Raw genomic sequence first — 17,243 nt, 5'->3', positions numbered from 1 at the left:
TTCGGGTTAGGAACCAAGCGCCGTAATCACCGCTTTGGCCAGCGGCAGCGGGGAATAACCGGTATCGGACGGTGTAAGCCCCAATCGCACGATCACCAAATCACGCGAAGGGAATATCCCGACCGATTGCCCATCATGTCCGGCCATCCAGACTGCATCTTCGAACGGGGGTTCTCCACCCGGCACGTCGCGCCACAAGTGACCTTTGGCATATGCCCCGCCCGAGACAGCAACCGGTTCGAACATCCAGTCAGTGAACCTTTCGGGCAGAATTTGCTGCCCTTCCCATGTGCCGCCCTGCAGCAGGAATTGCCCATATCGTGCCCAATCCCGCGCTGTGGCGTACATATAGCTTGAGCCGACAAAGGTGTCAGAAACATCAGTTTCAAGTATGGCCGAGGTCATGCCCAGTGGCAGCAGGAGTGCGCGCTGCGGATAGGACAAGCTGTCATCTTTGATCTGATCCTGCCAGACCCGCGCCAAGACGGTGGATGTGCCCGACGAATAGTTGAATTCAGTATTTGGCTCAGCCTCGGCCTCAAGCGAAGTGACAAACCCCGCCATGTCGTCGCTCAGATATAACATCCGAGTCACGTCCGAGACGTCACCATAGCCTTCGTTCCATCGCAGGCCGCTGGACATGGTCAACATATCCTCGACGGTAATGTGTTGCCGGTTGTCCTCTGCCCAATCGGGAAATGAGTCGACCAGTGTATCCGTCAACTTCATCTGACCGGATTTTATCAGCGTTCCAATCAATCCAGAGGTTATGGTTTTGGTCATTGACCAGCCCAGAAGAGGGGTATTTTCGTCGAATCCATCCGCATAAGCCTCACCAATGATCCGGCCATCATGCACCACAACTACGGCGCGGAAGCCCTCTCCCAGAATGGTCGGGTCCGACAGAACCATTGCCAATTTGGAGTTCTGCGTTGGGGCCACTGTGGTGCCTTCCGGCCAAAGTGCATCAGACAGCGCGGGCAGAGTGTTTAGCTGGGTGTTGACCGGTTGGGCCTCATGCGTATTCGCACATCCCAGCCCCTCGCGATATTGGCTGGTCGCAGGGGCGAAGATCCCGAGTAGCTTTGCAGATACTGATTGCGCCTCGGGGTCAACCGAGACCGAGACGTGTTTCAGCAACGGATGCCCGGGCGCCTGCACATCAACCGCCAGAACCTCTTGCGCATCCCGCCCGGCGATGAACACGTTAGAACAGACGATCTTGGCCGAATAGTTGGTCCCGACTCGCAACAGGTCGGGCGGAGAGATCAGCAGGTACCCAACGCCGGCCACAAGCCCCAACGCCAATGTTCCTGCGGTGATCCTGAGTGCTCTGCCCAACATGAATTGGCTCCCCCCCTTACATCCAAAAAAAGGGTAGCCATCCCGAAATGTGACGCACCAGCGTTACGTTGCGTTTCGCGGGATCAGAGCAATCCCTCAGCCCGCAGCAATTCCTGCATATTCGCCTCGGGCCGGGGGCCGATATGGCTGATGACTTCGCGTGCGCAGACGTTGCCAATTTTTGCGCAGGTCTCGTAATCGCGGCCCGTCGCCATGCCGAACAGGAATCCGGCGGCGAATTGATCGCCCGCGCCGGTCGCGTCCACCGGTACGACCTTTTCAACCGGTACATCGATGCGCGCGTTGCCGTTCAGAACAGTCACCCCGTCGCCCGACCGGGTGCAAACGACCAGAGGGCAAATCTCGGCCGTTTTCGCCAGCGCCTCCTCAAGATCGTCGGTTTCGAACAGCGATTTGATCTCGGCCTCGTTGCCGATTACAAAATCCAGCTCATTCTCGATCAGCAGCAGGAAATCGACCCGGTGCCGTTCTACACAGAACGGGTCAGAAATGGCGATGCCCGCCTTGCCGCCACCCTTATGGCAGTTGCGCGCGGCTTCAAGGAACGCGGCTTTGCCCTTTTCCTTGTCGAACAGATAGCCCTCGAGGAACATGATCTGGCTGTTGCCCGCGACGTCTTCCGAGACATCCCGAGAAGACAGCTCGGACGAAATACCCAGATAGGTGTTCATCGACCGCTCGCCATCCGGTGAGACAAAGATCATCGAACGCGAGGTTGGCAGCTCGCCCCCCGGCACCGGCGGGTTCACAAAATCCACCCCGTCTTCGTTCATCGCATCGGCATAGAAACGGCCCAGCGCATCATCATGCACCCGCCCGATAAACGCCGAATCCAGACCCAGTGCACCCGCACCCGCAATGGTATTGGCAACCGAGCCACCCGGAGTCTGCACCCGGCCTTCCATCGAGGCGTACAGTACCTCGCCGCGTTCCTGTTCGATCAGCTGCATGATGCCCTTTTCGATGCCCATCAGCTCAAGGAAACTGTCATCGGCTTGGGAAATCACGTCCACAACGGCGTTTCCGATGCCGGTCAGTTGGTAGGTTTTCATAGAGTCTTGTCCTCAAATTCGCAGAGATCGCGGATGATACAGGTAGGGCACTGCGGTTTGCGTGCCTTGCAGTGATAGCGGCCATGCAGGATCAGCCAGTGATGCGCATGCAGCTGAAAGTCGGTCGGTATGTTGTCTTCGATGGCGCGTTCGACGGCGTCCACATTCTTGCCCGGACAAATGCCGGTGCGGTTACCGACGCGGAAGATATGCGTGTCCACCGCCTGCGCCGGATATCGCCACCACATGTTCAGGACAACATTGGCTGTCTTGCGCCCCACACCCGGTAGCGATTGAAGCGCCGCGCGGGAGTTGGGCACCTCACCGCCATAGTCTTCGACCAGAATGCGACTCAGCTTGATTACGTTCTTGGCCTTCTGGCGGAACAGGCCGATGGTCTTGATATGTTCGATCAGACCTTCTTCGCCCAGATCCAGCATCTTCTGCGGCGTGTCGGCGATCTTGAATAGCGCGCGCGTAGCCTTGTTGACGCCGGCATCGGTCGCCTGCGCTGACAGTGCGACGGCAACGACCAGAGTATAGACGTTTACATGCTCCAACTCGCCCTTGGGTTCAGGGTCGGCGTCGTGAAAACGCGTAAAGATCTCGCGGATCTTGTGGTATCCAAGTTGTTTGGCCATCCGAGCCTTAATGCCCTGCCAGACAAGCGGTCGCAATTGAAAAGGTGCGTTTTGGTTTTGCCTAGGCGCGGGTCTTGGTCGATTTATCCCTATGCCTCACGTCTGCAGTCGGAAATCCACCCCCGCCGTTGCAAGTTGATCCCTGATCCCCTGCCACCGGTTCGGATCAGCTGCCAGTACAGCCGCCGGATCGATCTGAACCCGATATCCTCGATTAAGCGCGCCCTGCGCGGTCTTATTCACGCAATGACACCCGTCCAACCCTGTCAGAACCAGCGTTCCGATCCGTTTGTCTTGCAGGAACCGTTCAAAGCCCGGCGAAGAAAAGGCGTCACCTACGGATTTTACAAACTCGGCATCGGGATTCAGCGCAAGACGCGGATCCAACCCAACTCCGTCGGAACCTGCGTTGCCGCGCCCCTGATTGAACCACCCGTTCAGCAAGTTCGCCAGCCGTCCCTTGAATTCATGACGGATGGCAATCACGGACCAGTCAGACTGGCGGGCGCTGTCCGTCGTTGACCGGATCGTCGACAAGACACCTTCAATTTGTGCGTCATCCCAGGTGGGTATCGAGGTAAAATCTGTTTGCATATCGATCACCAGCAGCGCCGTTTCAGGCCGCGATGCCAGGTCTATTTTGGCTCCGGTTGTCGGAGTGCCAATCTTTCGGATTTGCAAGAGGATGTACAACACGGCGATCATGATGCTTGCCGCCATTATCCAAAGGACGGTCATGTCAGGCCTCCTTGGCGAGTTCTGCGAAATAGCGGGTCAGGGCCAGCTGAACCTTGTGATAGGCGGCAAGCTCTGACGCAGAAAAATCCTGTGCAAAGCGTGTCAGCTTGGCCATCTCATCCGCCCTGATAGCCGTGATCGTCTCTTCGCCCGCAGGGCTCAGCCGGTAGCAGTAGGTGCCTGCACGTTTGGGATTGGGCTGGCTTTCGATCAGCTGTGCGCCCATCAGCTCTTTTAAGATGCGCGAGACATATTGTCGTTTCAGCTGCAGCTCGGCGCATAGCACCGGGGCTGTCGCGCCGGGAGATAGCGACAGACCTTCCAAAAGGGCACGTTGCCCGACGGTCACGCCTTTGCGCTGGCTGCCCTGCTCAACCGCTGCCGTGATGTTCCGCAGCAAAGGCCGGGTGGCCTGAACTGCCTGATAAAGCTGATCCAACCTGTGTCCCATACCTGAATGGTAGGAGAAATCGATTTGATTCGTCAACTCAGTTGACAAGATAAAGCGCAGGTTCCGGGTCGCAAGATCGACAGGGGCAAGTTACTGTTCCTGTAACTGATGAGGTGACCGATGAACGTCCAGACAGCAGAAAGCGGATATCATTATAACGTCATGCGGCGCGCGATCGAATTGATCGATCAAGGCGGAGAGAGTCTCAGTCTTGATGAGTTGGCTCGCCAGATGGATATGAGCCCTGCCCATTTTCAGCGTCTGTTCTCACGCTGGACCGGGGTCTCTCCGAAGCGATACCAGCAATACCTGACCCTTGGCCATGCCAAAGCTCTGTTGCACGAGCGTTTCACCACGCTGGAAACCGCTCATAATGTGGGGCTGTCCGGCAGTGGGCGGCTTCATGACCTGTTCCTGAAATGGGAATCCATGAGCCCCGGTGAATATGCCCGCAAAGGCGCAGGTCTCACGATCTACTGGGGCTGGTTCGAGTGCCCCTTTGGCCCTGCGCTGGTTATGGGAACTGACAAGGGAATCTGTGGAATCGCCTTTGGGGCCGAGACAGGCGAGGAGGCGGCGATGGAAGACATGATCTCTCGTTGGCCCAATGCTGATTTTGTCGAGGACCCCATGCGCCTGCGGCCTTGGGTGCTCAGCGCCTTCGGTGCGGCCAGCGACCGGTTGGAGCCGACCCCGCTCTACCTGATCGGCTCACCACTGCAGATCAAGGTATGGGAAGCGCTGATGCACATCCCTTCGGGCCAGGTCACCACCTATTCCGAGATCGCGCAGCGGGTCGGCTCACCCCAAGCGGTGCGCGCCGTGGGCACCGCAGTTGGGCGCAACCCGGTCAGTTGGCTGATCCCCTGCCACCGTGCCTTGCGCAAATCGGGCGGCTTAGGCGGCTACCACTGGGGGCTGCCCGTCAAGCGCGCCATGCTGGCCTATGAGGCGGCGCAGGCCGACGCCTGATTGACATTCTGGCGCGTCGTTGCCATATGCACGGCAGGTTCGGGTCCCCTGCCGTTCGCGGCCTTAGGCTTTGGTGAAACCCGATTGAATCACATCTGTTGCCCTTTCCAGGCGCGCGGATGGCAATGCGAACCCCGTCCAGATTTCGCGCCCGTTTCAGGAAACGAGGCACACCATGACACATACTCAGAACATCGCTCCGGTTGCGGAGCTGAAAGAGCAGGCAAAACGCCTGCGCAAACGCCTGCAGGACGCCGGAGTGAAGCTATCGCATAGCGAGGCGCTGGAACTGTTGGCGCATCAACTCGGTGCGCGGGATTGGAACACGTTGCACGCGATGGCAGGAAATCGAGTGCAGTTGCGCGTCGGTGACCGAGTTGAGGGTCGATATCTGGGTCAGCCCTTCACCGCCGAAATCCGCGGTCTGACCATGATTGGGGATGGCGGACATCGCCGGGTGACCCTTCAGTTCGACGTGCCCGTAGATGTGGTCCGGTTCGACAGTTTTTCGTCCCTTCGCCAGCGGGTGACAGGTGAGATTGGCTGGGATGGTCGATCCACCCGCCACACGTCGGACGGAGAGCCGCAGCTTATCGTCCGACCTGCCTAAGAAACAAAGCGAGGCACCCTTGGGGTGCCTCACATTTTGATAGCACCAAGATTGACTATTCGGCGGCCCAACCGCCAACGGCCTTGACCTCAAGGAAGTCCTCCAGTCCCCAAACCCCGCCTTCGCGGCCATTGCCGGACTGTTTCATCCCACCAAACGGGGACCCAGCGCTGCGCGACTGGCCGTTCATCTCAACCATGCCCGACCGCAAGACGCGAGCCATTCGGTTGGCGCGTGCACCGTCTTGGGTCTGAACATAATTGGTCAGCCCGTAAGGTGTGTCATTGGCAATCTCGATGGCTTCTTCTTCGGTGTCGAAGGGGATCATGGTCAGAACCGGGCCAAAGATCTCCTCGCGCGCGATCGTCATCTGGTTATTGGCATCGGCAAAAACCGTTGGGCGCACATAATAGCCCTTGTTCAGCCCCTCTGGCCGACCCGTGCCGCCTGCAACCAGACGCGCGCCCTCATCAATTCCTTTCTGGATCAGGTCCTGAATTTTGGTCCACTGCACTTCGTTCACCACCGGTCCGATATGTCGGCCTTCCTCGGCGGCACTGCCGACGGTGACCTTGTTTGCCACTTCGGCGGCTGTCTCAACCGCCTGATCATAGATCGGACGCTGCACCAGCATCCGGCTGGGCGCGTTACAGCTTTGACCGGTGTTGTTCATCATGTGCAGGACGCCGCGTTTTACCGCCTTTTCGTCGGCATCGGCGAAGACCACATTGGCCCCTTTGCCGCCCAGTTCCAGATGCACTTTCTTCAGTGTATCCGCCGCATTCTTGGAAATCGCAGTGCCCGCGCGGGTCGAACCGGTGAAGCTGACCATATCAACATCTGCGTGCCCCGAGAGCTGAGAGCCCACGCCCACGCCATCGCCATTCACCAGGTTGAAAACACCAGCCGGGAAGCCAGCCTCATCCATCATCTCAGCAAAGATCATCGCGTTCAGCGGGCTTTGCTCGGACGGTTTCAGCACCATCGTGCAGCCCGCAATCGCCGCCGCGCCGACCTTGAGCGTGACCTGATTCATCGGCCAATTCCATGGGGTGATCAGGGCTGCCACACCCACCGCTTCATATATGATCCGGTCATTCGGCGCATGATCGCCCAACGGACGTTCGAATTGGAACGCCTTGGCGGCACGGATGAAGTTTTTCAGGTGATAGATCCCCGCGCCCGATTGCTGGCTGCGCGCCATTTCGATCGGTGCACCCATCTCCATCGACATCGCCTGGGCCAGATCCTCAGAGCGGGTGGCGTAAATATCGACCAGTTTCTCGACCAAAGCGATGCGCTCGTCCACCGGGGTTGCCATCCAACCAGGCAGAGCAGCTTTGGCCGCGGCGACCGCTGCGTTAGTGTCAGCCTCTGACCCTAGCGAGATCACCGCGCATGGTTCTTCGGTCGACGGGTCGATCACTTCGAAATCATTCGGCTCTGATGGGGCGACCCATTTGCCGTTGATATAGAAATCGCGTTTTTCGATCATGGCTCATCCTCCGGATCAGGAATCAATCGACCGAACGGTCGGTTTTCATTCGCACTCTGTCACCCACCCGGGTGTCGGGCAAGGGTAAAACATAATTTGATCAAATTATCTACCTACTGAATCTTCTGACAGCGCAACATGAATGGTTTAACCTCTGCGCAAAGTGATTAGGTTGGCAGCAATCGACTCGCGATTTTTCACAGGAAAGGAGTTTCCCAATGGGTTTGCGCATCAATGATACGGTCCCGAATTTCACCGCAGAGACAGATCAGGGCACCGTCCAGTTTCATGACTGGATTGGCGATAGCTGGGCCATCCTGTTCTCACACCCCAAGGACTTCACTCCTGTTTGCACGACCGAGTTTTCGGCAGTTGCGCAGCTGAACGATGAATGGGCGGCGCGGAACACCAAAGTGATCGGCGTGTCGGTCGATGGTGTCGAAGATCATAAAAAGTGGAAAAAAGATATCGAGGCCTATGGCAACGCCAACCCCGGCTTCCCGATCATCGCCGATGACGGTCTGGCTGTTTCCAAAGCCTTCGACATGCTGCCGGCCGAGGCCTATCTGCCCGACGGCCGCACGCCTGCCGACAGCGCAACTGTACGCTCTGTCTTTATCATCGGACCCGATAAGCAGTTGAAACTGTCCATGACCTACCCGATGACCGTGGGCCGCAACTTTGCCGAGATTCTGCGTGCGCTGGATGGCCTGCAGATGAGCGCCAAGGGCGTGGCAACCCCCGCAAATTGGGTGCCGGGTGAGGATGTGATCATTCCACCTGCGGTCTCCAACGATGAGGCAAAAGAGAAGTTCGGCGAGTTCGAAACGATTTTCCCCTATCTGCGCAAAACCAAAGCGCCATCGTGATTGGATAATGGGCGGGGGGCACAAGCCCCCGCCCTCGTTTAGTGCGCAAACGCTGCAGTAGCTCCACAAGGGGCACACAGCTCCGGGCGCAGCATCTGCACTTCGTACGGTTTCAGAACCGGCAGCACCGTATCACCATAGCCGCCTGCGTCGGAATGAAGCTCGGGGAACAGCTCGAATAGTTCCTCCTTCACCGCACTGCTCATCGCGTCCAACGTGTATCCGCCGGGATAAAACGATTCCGACCACAATCCTTCGACATTCACCAGCTCATGCTGGTCGAATAGAATGTGAATGTACTCGACGCCCCCGGTTGGCGGTACTTGCGTGATAGACTTGCCGTTGAGCAGAGACTTGGCCGTCGCCAACATCATCGGGTGACTATGATGCAGTTCCAACGAAGGTGAGGACACGACAACCCGATGCTGAGGTGACAGCAGCAGATCTCGCGATGGTGTCTGCGGCCCAAGACTGCCCGCACTGATCCGGATCGGGCAATGCTTAGGGGTCTGTCTCAGATCCGCCTCACTCAGCCGTCGCTGACCCACCCAGCGCACGGCCCGACCGGTGCCATCTGCGGTGATCACATGATCGCCTGCTTTGACTTCTTCGATCAGACGCTGGCCCGACGGTGTCAGAATATGTGACCCCGAAGTAAAGCAGACAAAGCTGGGAAGGTTATCATATTCGACCGCAGGTGCAGTACTCTGGGCCAGTGAGTTGCCTGTCAGTACATCGTTAACAGCAACGTTTCCCGAGGTCACAACGATGTATTGCGTACCCGAGAATTGCAGCAGTGTGAAGGTGACCGGTGCACCTCCGACCGTCGCGCTGTAGCCTTCAAATATCTGAAAGCTGCCGGAGTTGCTCAGCCCGGGGATTGGGAGGGTATCGAACTGTTGGCTGCCGTTGTTGTCCGGATTTTCGAGAAAATTATTATCATCAGTAATGGTGACCTGAAACCCCTGGGTCACCGTCACACTGGGGTTGCCAAACGGATCTCCGTCGATCTCAAAGATGGTGATAGAGGCCAAAGCGCGGCGACTTCCCAGATGATTTGGATTTCCCTAACTTTGAGCTAACTCAACTTAGAAGTGTTAACATATCGTTTACCGTGACGTGCAGGGCTCGAAAGCGGCACTGATCGAAAAAGGCAGATTGGCTATGTTGGATCGACTGTGGGCACGCCTGCCGAGGCGGTGGTTGGGATCCGATACGTCAGTTGAACGCGGTCTCGCTGCCAAAGGATTGTAGCTTCTGATGGAAACTGAAAGCCGCGCTGACTGCGTTGACCAGGCGAAACATGCCATGATGTTCGATACCACAGAGGCTGCGTATCTCGAGGCGATTAAGTGGGATCCGATTTTGGACGTCGAAAGGTTGCGTTGAAGGCAACCGTGACGCGGCTTTCTTTACTTTGGTTTGGGTGGACCCAATGGGTCAGATAGGATGGAAAAAGGATCATTTCGCCTGCTGCCGGGCGCAGCTTCTTTTTGTTCCGAAACGCACTCGCCTGAAGTATGCGCCAGTGAGGCAACTCGTTTCGGGGGTCGAGAAACTCAATCATTCCAGACGAACCTTCTTCGATCTCGGGTTGAGAAACATAGTACACTCCAGACCAATGCGCGCCGGGATGAGTATGCGGCGCATTGTACCCGCCGGAAGGATTGTCGTTTATCCACCCGAACAATTTCAGGCGAAGTTTATCCGGTTCAACCTTGTCTGAGACCTTTCGCGTTATTTGAAACACCGCATCTTCGGCCGCGTCTCGCAAATTCTGAATAGCGGGCGTATCGCGATCAAAGAGGTTTCCGTTTGAGTGCCATCCGCCGCGATTGGATTTTGAGGCACCCTCGTCTTCCTCACGCATCTTTTCGGCCTCAAACAGAATCGCCGCATTAAGCGCTGCACTGTTAGGCACCACAAATCGCATCATTGGAGTAGAGAAGAGCTTTTCGAATTTCTTGGCTTCGGACATATCCTCGGTGTCACCTTCAAAAACTACATGGCTGTAAATTCAGATCGGTCCGAGATCAAATTCAGGAATTTGCTCCTGAAAAATTTTTCGGCGCTCTCCAAATCCACGTTCCCGCACATTGCGCGCATTACCCAGTACCGTTGAGGATATAGTTCTTTGGTTCAAGTCTGGCCTAACCAACCTAAGTTATATTCCCATCGCAAAGCGCCGATGTTTTAGTTCAATTGGCAATTCCTTTGAGGATGGGAACATGAACAAGAAAACTATCGGTCTGACATCAACTTTCGTTCTGATGGCCACCACGGCGCTTTCGCAAACCACCAAGCAAGACATCATCGACGAACTCACAGAACAAGGTTTCCAACGAATCGAAATAACCAACACGCTGTTTGGGAATCTTCGCTTTGAAGCGACTGGACCTGGAATCGAGAGAGAAGTGGTGCTGGGGAAAGACGGAACCATCGTTCGGGATCGTTCAGAGCGAGACGATGAGTTCGACGATGAGGAAGATGACGACGAAGATTTTGATGACGAAGATGACGACGAAGATGACGACGAAGGTGACGATGACGAAGGCGATGGGGAAAACGATAGCGAAGGCGACGATGGTGAACGCGACAGCGAAGGCGACGATGGTGAGCGCGACAGCGAAGGTGACGATGGCGAGCGCGATAGCGAAGGCGACGATGGCGAACGCGATAGCGAAGGCGATGACGGCGAACGCGATAGCGAAGGCGACGATGGCGAGCGCGACGGTGAAGGTGACGATGGCGAAGGGGATGACGAAGGCGACGATGATTAATTCAGCTTCCAACTTGAGCCCAAGCGAGATTGGGGTTTGAACAAATGGTTTAAAAAAGAAGCCATGTTCAAAGCGGGGATCGCTGTATATGCGATCTCTGCTTTGACGTTTGTGATCGAATTGATTGGCGAAATAACAGGGTACTACATTTTTTCCGCGAGTTGGGTGGTCCATGAAATCACGGCTCTCATCACCCTATTTGGGTTTATTCTTGGGGGGCTTTTGATTTGGCAAAGCCACAGGCTGTTTTTGCGACGTCACCAAGAAGTCAAACAGAACCTGCGAAAGGCTCAAGGCGAGTTTTTTCGGATGCTGGAACTACAGTTCGACCGTTGGGGCCTTAGTGCTGCGGAACGAGATGTTGCACTGCTCACCGTAAAGGGCCTGTCCCTCGCAGAAATAGCTAAACTGCGCGAGACCAGCGAGGGAACAATCAAGTCCCAGAACAATTCAATCTACAAAAAAGCTAAGGTCAAATCGAGGACGCAACTGTTAGGCGCGCTCATAGAAGAGCTTTTGATCGAAGAAAAGAAATAAACCAAGAAACGATCGGATATCGTCGTAAATTCATTCTTTTATCGGCAATGAGTAGAAAAGAACGCCCAAGTAGATGCCTCGGGCCTGTAAAGCCAACGTTTTAAGTGGTTGCGAGGCTCTGTTTCAGGGCAATGCACTCAGCGATTAAAACTGTATCCTCATCTAAATTGAAGCCTACCCCAGCACCAGCTGATGATCGGCACATTCCACAGTATCGCTGCGGCACTCGACATTCGCCCAAAGAAAAAGGCCCCGGCGGATTACCGGGGCCTTCGTTCTTGCAAAAGACGCAGATTACTCTGCGCTTTCCTCTTTCTTTTCTTTCTTCTCGGGAACGATCTCTTCACCGGTTTCCTGATCGACAACTTTCATCGACAGGCGCACCTTGCCGCGATCGTCAAAGCCCAGCAGCTTGACCTTTACTTCCTGACCTTCTTTCAGAACATCCGACGGATGGTTCAGGCGTCGGTTTTCGATCTGGGACACGTGCACCAGACCGTCGCGCTTGCCAAAGAAGTTCACGAAGGCACCGAAGTCGACGATCTTGACCACTTTACCGGTGTAGATCTGGCCTTCTTCCGGCTCAGCAACGATCGAGTGGATCATCTCATAGGCCTTCTTGATCGATTCACCGTCGGGCGACGCGATCTTGATGACGCCGTCGTCATTGATGTCAACCTTGGCGCCCGAAACCTCGACGATCTCGCGGATGACCTTACCGCCCGAGCCGATCACTTCGCGGATCTTGTCGGTGGGGATGTTCATGGTCTCGATGCGCGGCGCGTGGACCGAGAATTCGTTGGTTTCGGACAGGGCTTTGCCCATCTCACCCAGAATGTGCATCCGGCCGTCCTTGGCTTGCGCCAGGGCTTTCTCCATGATCTCAGGCGTGATGCCCGCAACCTTGATGTCCATCTGCAGCGAGGTGATGCCGTTTTCGGTACCCGCAACCTTGAAGTCCATGTCGCCCAGGTGATCTTCGTCACCCAGAATGTCCGACAGGATGGCGTATTCGCCGTCATCTTCCAGGATCAGACCCATGGCCACACCGGCAACCGGTGCTTTGAGCGGAACGCCCGCATCCATCATCGACAGCGAACCGCCGCAGACCGACGCCATTGAGCTGGAGCCGTTGGATTCCGTGATCTCCGACACGATGCGGATCGTGTAGGGGAAGTCGGTCGCCGCAGGCAGAACCGCCTGCAGGGCACGCCATGCCAGCTTGCCGTGGCCGATCTCACGACGGCCCGGACCACCCACGCGGCCAACTTCGCCAACCGAGTAGGGAGGGAAGTTGTAGTGCAGCAGGAAGTTCGATTTGAAGTTGCCGTGTAGCGCGTCGATGAACTGTTCGTCGTCACCGGTGCCCAGCGTGGTCACGGCCAATGCCTGAGTCTCACCACGGGTGAACAGGGCAGAACCGTGGGTCCGCGGCAGCATCGAGGTTTCTGCGACGATCGAACGGATATCGGTGGTCGAACGACCGTCGATACGCTTGCCGCCTTTGACGACGTCACCGCGCAGAATGCCAGCTTCCAGCTTCTTCATAGCGGAACCGAGGTTGCCGTCTTCTAGTTGCTCTTCGGTCAGCGCTTCCTTGATCGCTTCACGGGCCGCGGCAACAGCGGCGGTGCGCTCTTGCTTGTCGGTGATCGCGAACGCGGCGCGCATCTTCTCTTCACCGGCAGCCGAAACAGCGGCGGACAGCTCCGAGTAATCGGGGGCGACAAATTCGAACGGCTCTTTCGCGGCTTCTTCGGCCAGCGAGATGATCAGGTCGATCACGGGCTGAATTTGCTCATGCGCGAAGTTTACCGCGCCCAGCATTTCCGCCTCGGACAGTTCGTACGCTTCCGATTCCACCATCATCACGGCGTCTTTGGTACCGGCGACAACCAGGTCCAGACGCTGTTCAGGGTTCAGGCGCAGGTCCTGCATGTCGTCGACGGTCGGGTTCAGAACGTATTCGCCATCCTCGAAACCAACGCGGGCACCGGCGATCGGACCCATGAACGGCGCGCCGGAAATGGTCAGTGCGGCAGAGGCTGCGATCATCGCAACGATGTCGGGGTCGTTGACCAGATCGTGGGACAGCACGGTGCACATCACCAGAACTTCGTTTTTAAAGCCGTCAACAAACAGCGGGCGGATCGGACGGTCAATCAGACGCGCGGTCAGCGTCTCTTTCTCGGTCGGGCGCGCTTCGCGCTTGAAGAAGCCACCCGGAACCTTACCGGCGGCATAGTATTTTTCTTGATAGTGCACGGTCAGCGGAAAAAAATCCTGACCGGGCTTTTGAGCACGGGCAAAGGTCACGTTTGCCATCACGCTGGTTTCGCCCAGCGTGGCAATCACGCTGCCGTCGGCCTGACGGGCAACCTTGCCGGTTTCCAGTGTCAGCGTCTCTTCGCCCCACTGAATCGATTTCTTTGTTACATCAAACATATGCGTATCCTAGAACGGAGCACTCCCGCCCCTGCGGGTCTCCGGTTTGCATGGCGGCCCCATTGCCGCCGACCCCACTTTATCTTCCATTCGAGTGCCGGGGTCAGGGCACAACGTCTCAGATGACAGGCCCATACATCAGTTTGCAAGCTTTGGAAAGTCGGGAGTTTTTGGGGGGCAGGGGATTGCCTAACCCCCGCCCAAGCTGGGCAGGGGCCGATGTATCAAAGGATAGCGTGCGCCAATATCATCACCACGCCGCAGCCCAGCGCATATCCGGTGTCGACTGCGATGGCGAAGCCGCTTTTCTGTGCCCATGCCCCGACCGATGCGGCCTGAGCAGCCACTGCGAGGATCGCCAGCACCGCAACGCCAAGGCTGTTGTTGGTCTCGGTCACCGCGATCACAGCGGCTAGCAGGATCAGGAAAACGATCTGGGCCGCCATCTGCGGCAGGGGTGGAGATTCGGGCGGGGTGGGGTCGATCCGTGTTCCCTCGGCCCAGCGTTTCTGAAAGCCGACGGGTCCGTAGACCAGCCAGCCCAGCAGAAAGGCCGCGATCACACCCACGCCAAGGGCGAGCCAGTTGATCACAGCGCACCCTCCAGCGTCTCAAGGATTCGGGTCCAGCCACCTTCGTGATTGTTGCGGCTTTCTTCCGAAGGGAAGCGGATGTGGTGCAGGCGCAATTCCGTACCCTTGTCGGTGGGCGTGAAATCTAGCGTCACGGTGGAATCGTCCTGACTGTAAGGCGAGTTCCAAGTGAATTGCAGCCGATTGGGCCGGTCGATCACCTTGTATTCGCCCTCATGCGGAAGGTCCCCGGCCTCGGGCGCGCGCATGATGATCTTGAACCGGCCCCCTACCTTGGCGTCAGAATAAGCTTCGGGCACTGACATGTTGGGACCGGGCAGCATGAACTTGGCCAACATTTCCGGGTCTAGCCAAGCATCAAAAACCTTTTCCGGCGGGTGCGGAATGGCGCGGGTTATTTCAAGGGACAGTTCCGTCATCTTCTGGGTCCTCCAAAGCAGTTTCCAAGGCGTCCAGCCGAAGCGCCCAGATCGAACGCAGCCCGGCGAACCAGTCATCCACGGCTGATAAGGGGGCCATCTGCACCTCGATCAGATGCTCGCGCCATTCCGTCCGACGCCGCACCAGCCCGGCATTCTCGAGCACCTTGATGTGCTTGGACACCGAGTTGAGGCTCATATCGAATTGCTGCGCAATATCCGTCACCCGCAAGGGGCCCTGCTGCGCGAGCATCGTTAGGATCACGCGGCGGGTTGGGTCGGACGCGGCCTTCAATATAGCGCTTAGGTCATAGCGATTCTCTCGTTCAACCATTTGGATGAATTACATGCCTTTTCTGCTTCAGTCAACCATTTGGTTGAATAACAGGATATTTGCAGCTCTGAAAGCTAATTCGGTCGCTCCCACCGCCTAACTATTCGCGAAATCGAATATATTTGGTGAAAATTTAGTATCCGTATAGGCTGAAACCACCATACCTGCGGTCGAAACGACGGAAACGCGCCAAGGTAATACGAATATCACCTCCGTCCGCCGGTCGAATACCTTGGCGTTTGCAAGTAGCGAACAGAAGGGCAGACGCATGGCACAAACCAAGAAAATGCTGGATCCGGATCCCCGGATTTATGACTTTGAGACCGAATATGAGCTTGGACAGGACAATGTCCGGCCTTTCGGTCTGGATATCCATAACCCGGTCTTTTTGATCTCAAGCATCCTGATCTTCGCGTTCGTCCTGATCGCGCTGGCAAATCAGGAATCCGCAGCCACGTTCTTTGGCTGGCTCCGGCCATGGCTGACCAGCACGTTTGACTGGTTTCTGGTGCTGTCGGTTGACGCAATCACCCTGTTCTGTCTGGTGCTGATCATCTTGCCTGTGGGCAAGGTGCGGATCGGCGGCAAGGACGCCAAACCCGACTATTCCTACGCCGGATGGATCGCGATGATGTTCGCGGCCGGGATCGGCATCGGGCTGTTGTTCTTCGGCGTGATGGAGCCGGTCTATTACAACTTTGCAGAAGACGGCAACGCCCGCCCGCTGGGCATCGATATCGCTGTGCCGGGTAACGAATATATCGGCATTGTCGGCACGATCCATCATTGGGGTCTCGAAGGCTGGGCGGTATATGCGGCCGTTGGTCTGGCGCTTGCAATCTTCAGCTATAATCTCGGGCTACCATTGACCCTGCGTTCGGCTTTTTATCCGATCCTGGGCGAGCGCGTCTGGGGCTGGTGGGGCCACATCATCGATACTCTGGCAGTATTCGCGACCCTCTTCGGCCTGACCACATCATTGGGTTTGGGCGCACAACAGGTGGCCGCCGGGCTGTATGAGGTCTTTGGCATCGAACCCAGCCCCACCGTCACCGTCCTGCTGATCATAGGCATTACGATGATCGCACTGGGCTCGGTCCTGATGGGCATGGATGCAGGAGTCAAACGGTTGAGTGAGATCAACATGATCATGGCCGTAGGACTGTTCATCTTCGTCATTGTAGTTACCGGTGTCGGCACCGCCATTGCACGGTACTTCAACGTGATGGTGGATTACGTGACGCACCTGCCTGCTCTGTCCAATCCGTTCGGTCGGGAAGACACCAGCTACTTCCACGGCTGGACAACCTTCTACTGGGCCTGGTGGATTGCGTGGTCACCTTTCGTGGGCATGTTCATCGCCCGCATTTCCAAAGGTCGTACGGTGCGTGAGTTCGTGATCTGCGCCTTGTTGGCACCCACTGCGGTATGTGCCTTGTGGATGTCGACCTTTGGCGGCGCAGCCATCGACATGCTGAACGCAGGCGGCGCAGAAGGCGTCCGCGCCACGGTGATCGACAGCTACGCCCCAGAAGGCGCGCTGTTTGGGTTCCTGAAGGAACTTCCGCTATACGGCATCATCGCACCCATCGCGCTGATCCTGATCGTGGTGTTCTTTGTGACATCGTCGGATTCGGGCTCGCTGGTGATCGATACGATCACGGCAGGCGGCAAGATGGACGCACCGGTTGTGCAACGCGTGTTCTGGTGCACGCTTGAAGGCCTCGTCGCAATCGCACTGCTGCTGGGCGGAGGTCTCTCTGCCTTGCAAGGGGCAGCGGTGTCGACTGGAATTCCGTTTACCTTGGTGGTTCTGATCATGTGCTACTGCCTGTGGCTGGCGCTTAAATCAGAAAAGGCCAAGATGTAACTGGGATTATCCTGAGAAAACCGAAACGCCCGCCAATTCGGCGGGCGTTTTTGGTCCGGAGCGGCCCCTGTA

General features: G+C 56.8%; 18 protein-coding genes. 6 read left to right on the top strand and 12 right to left on the bottom strand.

Annotated elements, in window-relative coordinates; all coding sequences use genetic code 11:
• Positions 1–6: 6 nt before the first annotated feature.
• The 5 genes from ACRZ96_RS16265 to ACRZ96_RS16245 form a co-directional block, all read right to left on the bottom strand.
• Positions 7–1,344, bottom strand: a complete 1,338-nt coding sequence (locus ACRZ96_RS16265; protein ID WP_480706479.1) for a serine hydrolase domain-containing protein — start codon at positions 1,342–1,344, stop codon at positions 7–9.
• A gap of 83 nt (positions 1,345–1,427) precedes the next feature.
• Positions 1,428–2,417 (bottom strand): adenosine kinase, encoded by a 990-nt coding sequence (locus tag ACRZ96_RS16260; protein WP_170466608.1) that lies wholly within the window; start codon positions 2,415–2,417, stop codon positions 1,428–1,430.
• Positions 2,414–3,058 (bottom strand): endonuclease III, encoded by a 645-nt coding sequence (nth, locus tag ACRZ96_RS16255; RefSeq protein ID WP_170598366.1) that lies wholly within the window; start codon positions 3,056–3,058, stop codon positions 2,414–2,416. Before nth ends, ACRZ96_RS16260 begins: the two co-directional genes overlap by 4 nt.
• Before the next feature lie 96 nt (positions 3,059–3,154).
• Entirely contained in the window at positions 3,155–3,796 is a 642-nt protein-coding gene (locus tag ACRZ96_RS16250) for a cysteine hydrolase family protein (protein ID WP_480706477.1), read from the bottom strand.
• Between the two features lies 1 nt (position 3,797).
• On the bottom strand, positions 3,798–4,247 hold the full coding sequence (locus ACRZ96_RS16245) for a MarR family winged helix-turn-helix transcriptional regulator (protein WP_170636552.1): 450 nt from the start codon (positions 4,245–4,247) through the stop codon (positions 3,798–3,800).
• Positions 4,248–4,367: 120 nt separating this feature from the next.
• Here ACRZ96_RS16245 and ACRZ96_RS16240 point away from each other — a divergent pair, with 120 nt between their 5' ends.
• Both ACRZ96_RS16240 and ACRZ96_RS16235 read left to right on the top strand, forming a co-directional pair.
• Positions 4,368–5,219 (top strand): bifunctional helix-turn-helix domain-containing protein/methylated-DNA--[protein]-cysteine S-methyltransferase, encoded by an 852-nt coding sequence (locus tag ACRZ96_RS16240; RefSeq protein WP_170394731.1) that lies wholly within the window; start codon positions 4,368–4,370, stop codon positions 5,217–5,219.
• 175 nt (positions 5,220–5,394) lie between these two features.
• Positions 5,395–5,829 (top strand): glyoxalase superfamily protein, encoded by a 435-nt coding sequence (locus ACRZ96_RS16235; RefSeq protein ID WP_170408510.1) that lies wholly within the window; start codon positions 5,395–5,397, stop codon positions 5,827–5,829.
• Between the two features lie 55 nt (positions 5,830–5,884).
• Here the strand turns inward: ACRZ96_RS16235 and ACRZ96_RS16230 are convergent, their stop codons facing one another.
• Entirely contained in the window at positions 5,885–7,324 is a 1,440-nt protein-coding gene (locus tag ACRZ96_RS16230; RefSeq protein WP_170394725.1) for an aldehyde dehydrogenase family protein, read from the bottom strand.
• A 218-nt stretch (positions 7,325–7,542) separates the two neighbouring features.
• Between ACRZ96_RS16230 and ACRZ96_RS16225 the strand changes: the two genes are divergently transcribed.
• A complete protein-coding gene (locus tag ACRZ96_RS16225; RefSeq protein ID WP_170408508.1) occupies positions 7,543–8,193 on the top strand; it encodes a peroxiredoxin in 651 nt (216 codons plus the stop codon).
• Positions 8,194–8,231: 38 nt separating this feature from the next.
• Here the strand turns inward: ACRZ96_RS16225 and ACRZ96_RS16220 are convergent, their stop codons facing one another.
• Complete coding sequence (locus ACRZ96_RS16220) at positions 8,232–9,227, bottom strand: Hint domain-containing protein (protein WP_480771848.1); 996 nt, start codon at positions 9,225–9,227, stop codon at positions 8,232–8,234.
• Between the two features lie 314 nt (positions 9,228–9,541).
• Positions 9,542–10,171 carry a TIGR02466 family protein gene (locus tag ACRZ96_RS16215; protein WP_480814842.1) on the bottom strand — a complete coding sequence of 210 codons (630 nt, stop codon included), beginning with the start codon at positions 10,169–10,171 and terminating at the stop codon, positions 9,542–9,544.
• Between the two features lie 250 nt (positions 10,172–10,421).
• Between ACRZ96_RS16215 and ACRZ96_RS16210 the strand changes: the two genes are divergently transcribed.
• A complete protein-coding gene (locus tag ACRZ96_RS16210) occupies positions 10,422–10,973 on the top strand; it encodes a hypothetical protein (RefSeq protein ID WP_480814841.1) in 552 nt (183 codons plus the stop codon).
• A gap of 36 nt (positions 10,974–11,009) precedes the next feature.
• Entirely contained in the window at positions 11,010–11,510 is a 501-nt protein-coding gene (locus ACRZ96_RS16205; protein ID WP_170394711.1) for a helix-turn-helix transcriptional regulator, read from the top strand.
• A 294-nt stretch (positions 11,511–11,804) separates the two neighbouring features.
• Here ACRZ96_RS16205 and pnp read toward each other — a convergent pair whose 3' ends face one another.
• The 4 genes from pnp to ACRZ96_RS16185 form a co-directional block, all read right to left on the bottom strand.
• The gene (gene pnp / locus ACRZ96_RS16200) at positions 11,805–13,955 is read right to left on the bottom strand and encodes a polyribonucleotide nucleotidyltransferase (protein ID WP_170394709.1); all 2,151 of its coding nucleotides are present in this window, start codon (positions 13,953–13,955) and stop codon (positions 11,805–11,807) included.
• 224 nt (positions 13,956–14,179) lie between these two features.
• Positions 14,180–14,548 (bottom strand): DUF1761 family protein, encoded by a 369-nt coding sequence (locus ACRZ96_RS16195; protein WP_170513987.1) that lies wholly within the window; start codon positions 14,546–14,548, stop codon positions 14,180–14,182.
• Positions 14,545–14,967 (bottom strand): SRPBCC family protein, encoded by a 423-nt coding sequence (locus tag ACRZ96_RS16190; RefSeq protein WP_170394703.1) that lies wholly within the window; start codon positions 14,965–14,967, stop codon positions 14,545–14,547. Before ACRZ96_RS16190 ends, ACRZ96_RS16195 begins: the two co-directional genes overlap by 4 nt.
• The gene (locus ACRZ96_RS16185) at positions 14,948–15,301 is read right to left on the bottom strand and encodes a metalloregulator ArsR/SmtB family transcription factor (protein ID WP_170408502.1); all 354 of its coding nucleotides are present in this window, start codon (positions 15,299–15,301) and stop codon (positions 14,948–14,950) included. Before ACRZ96_RS16185 ends, ACRZ96_RS16190 begins: the two co-directional genes overlap by 20 nt.
• Before the next feature lie 268 nt (positions 15,302–15,569).
• On the opposite strand from ACRZ96_RS16185, the gene ACRZ96_RS16180 reads away from it, so the two are divergent.
• Positions 15,570–17,171: a BCCT family transporter gene (locus tag ACRZ96_RS16180; protein WP_170513982.1), complete on the top strand. Its 1,602-nt coding sequence runs from the start codon at positions 15,570–15,572 to the stop codon at positions 17,169–17,171.
• Positions 17,172–17,243 lie beyond the last annotated feature (72 nt).

Source organism: Ruegeria sp. CF1 (genome assembly GCF_056537445.1).
Note: the sequence above shows the minus strand (reverse complement) of the source record. Positions and strands in the feature narration are given on the sequence as shown.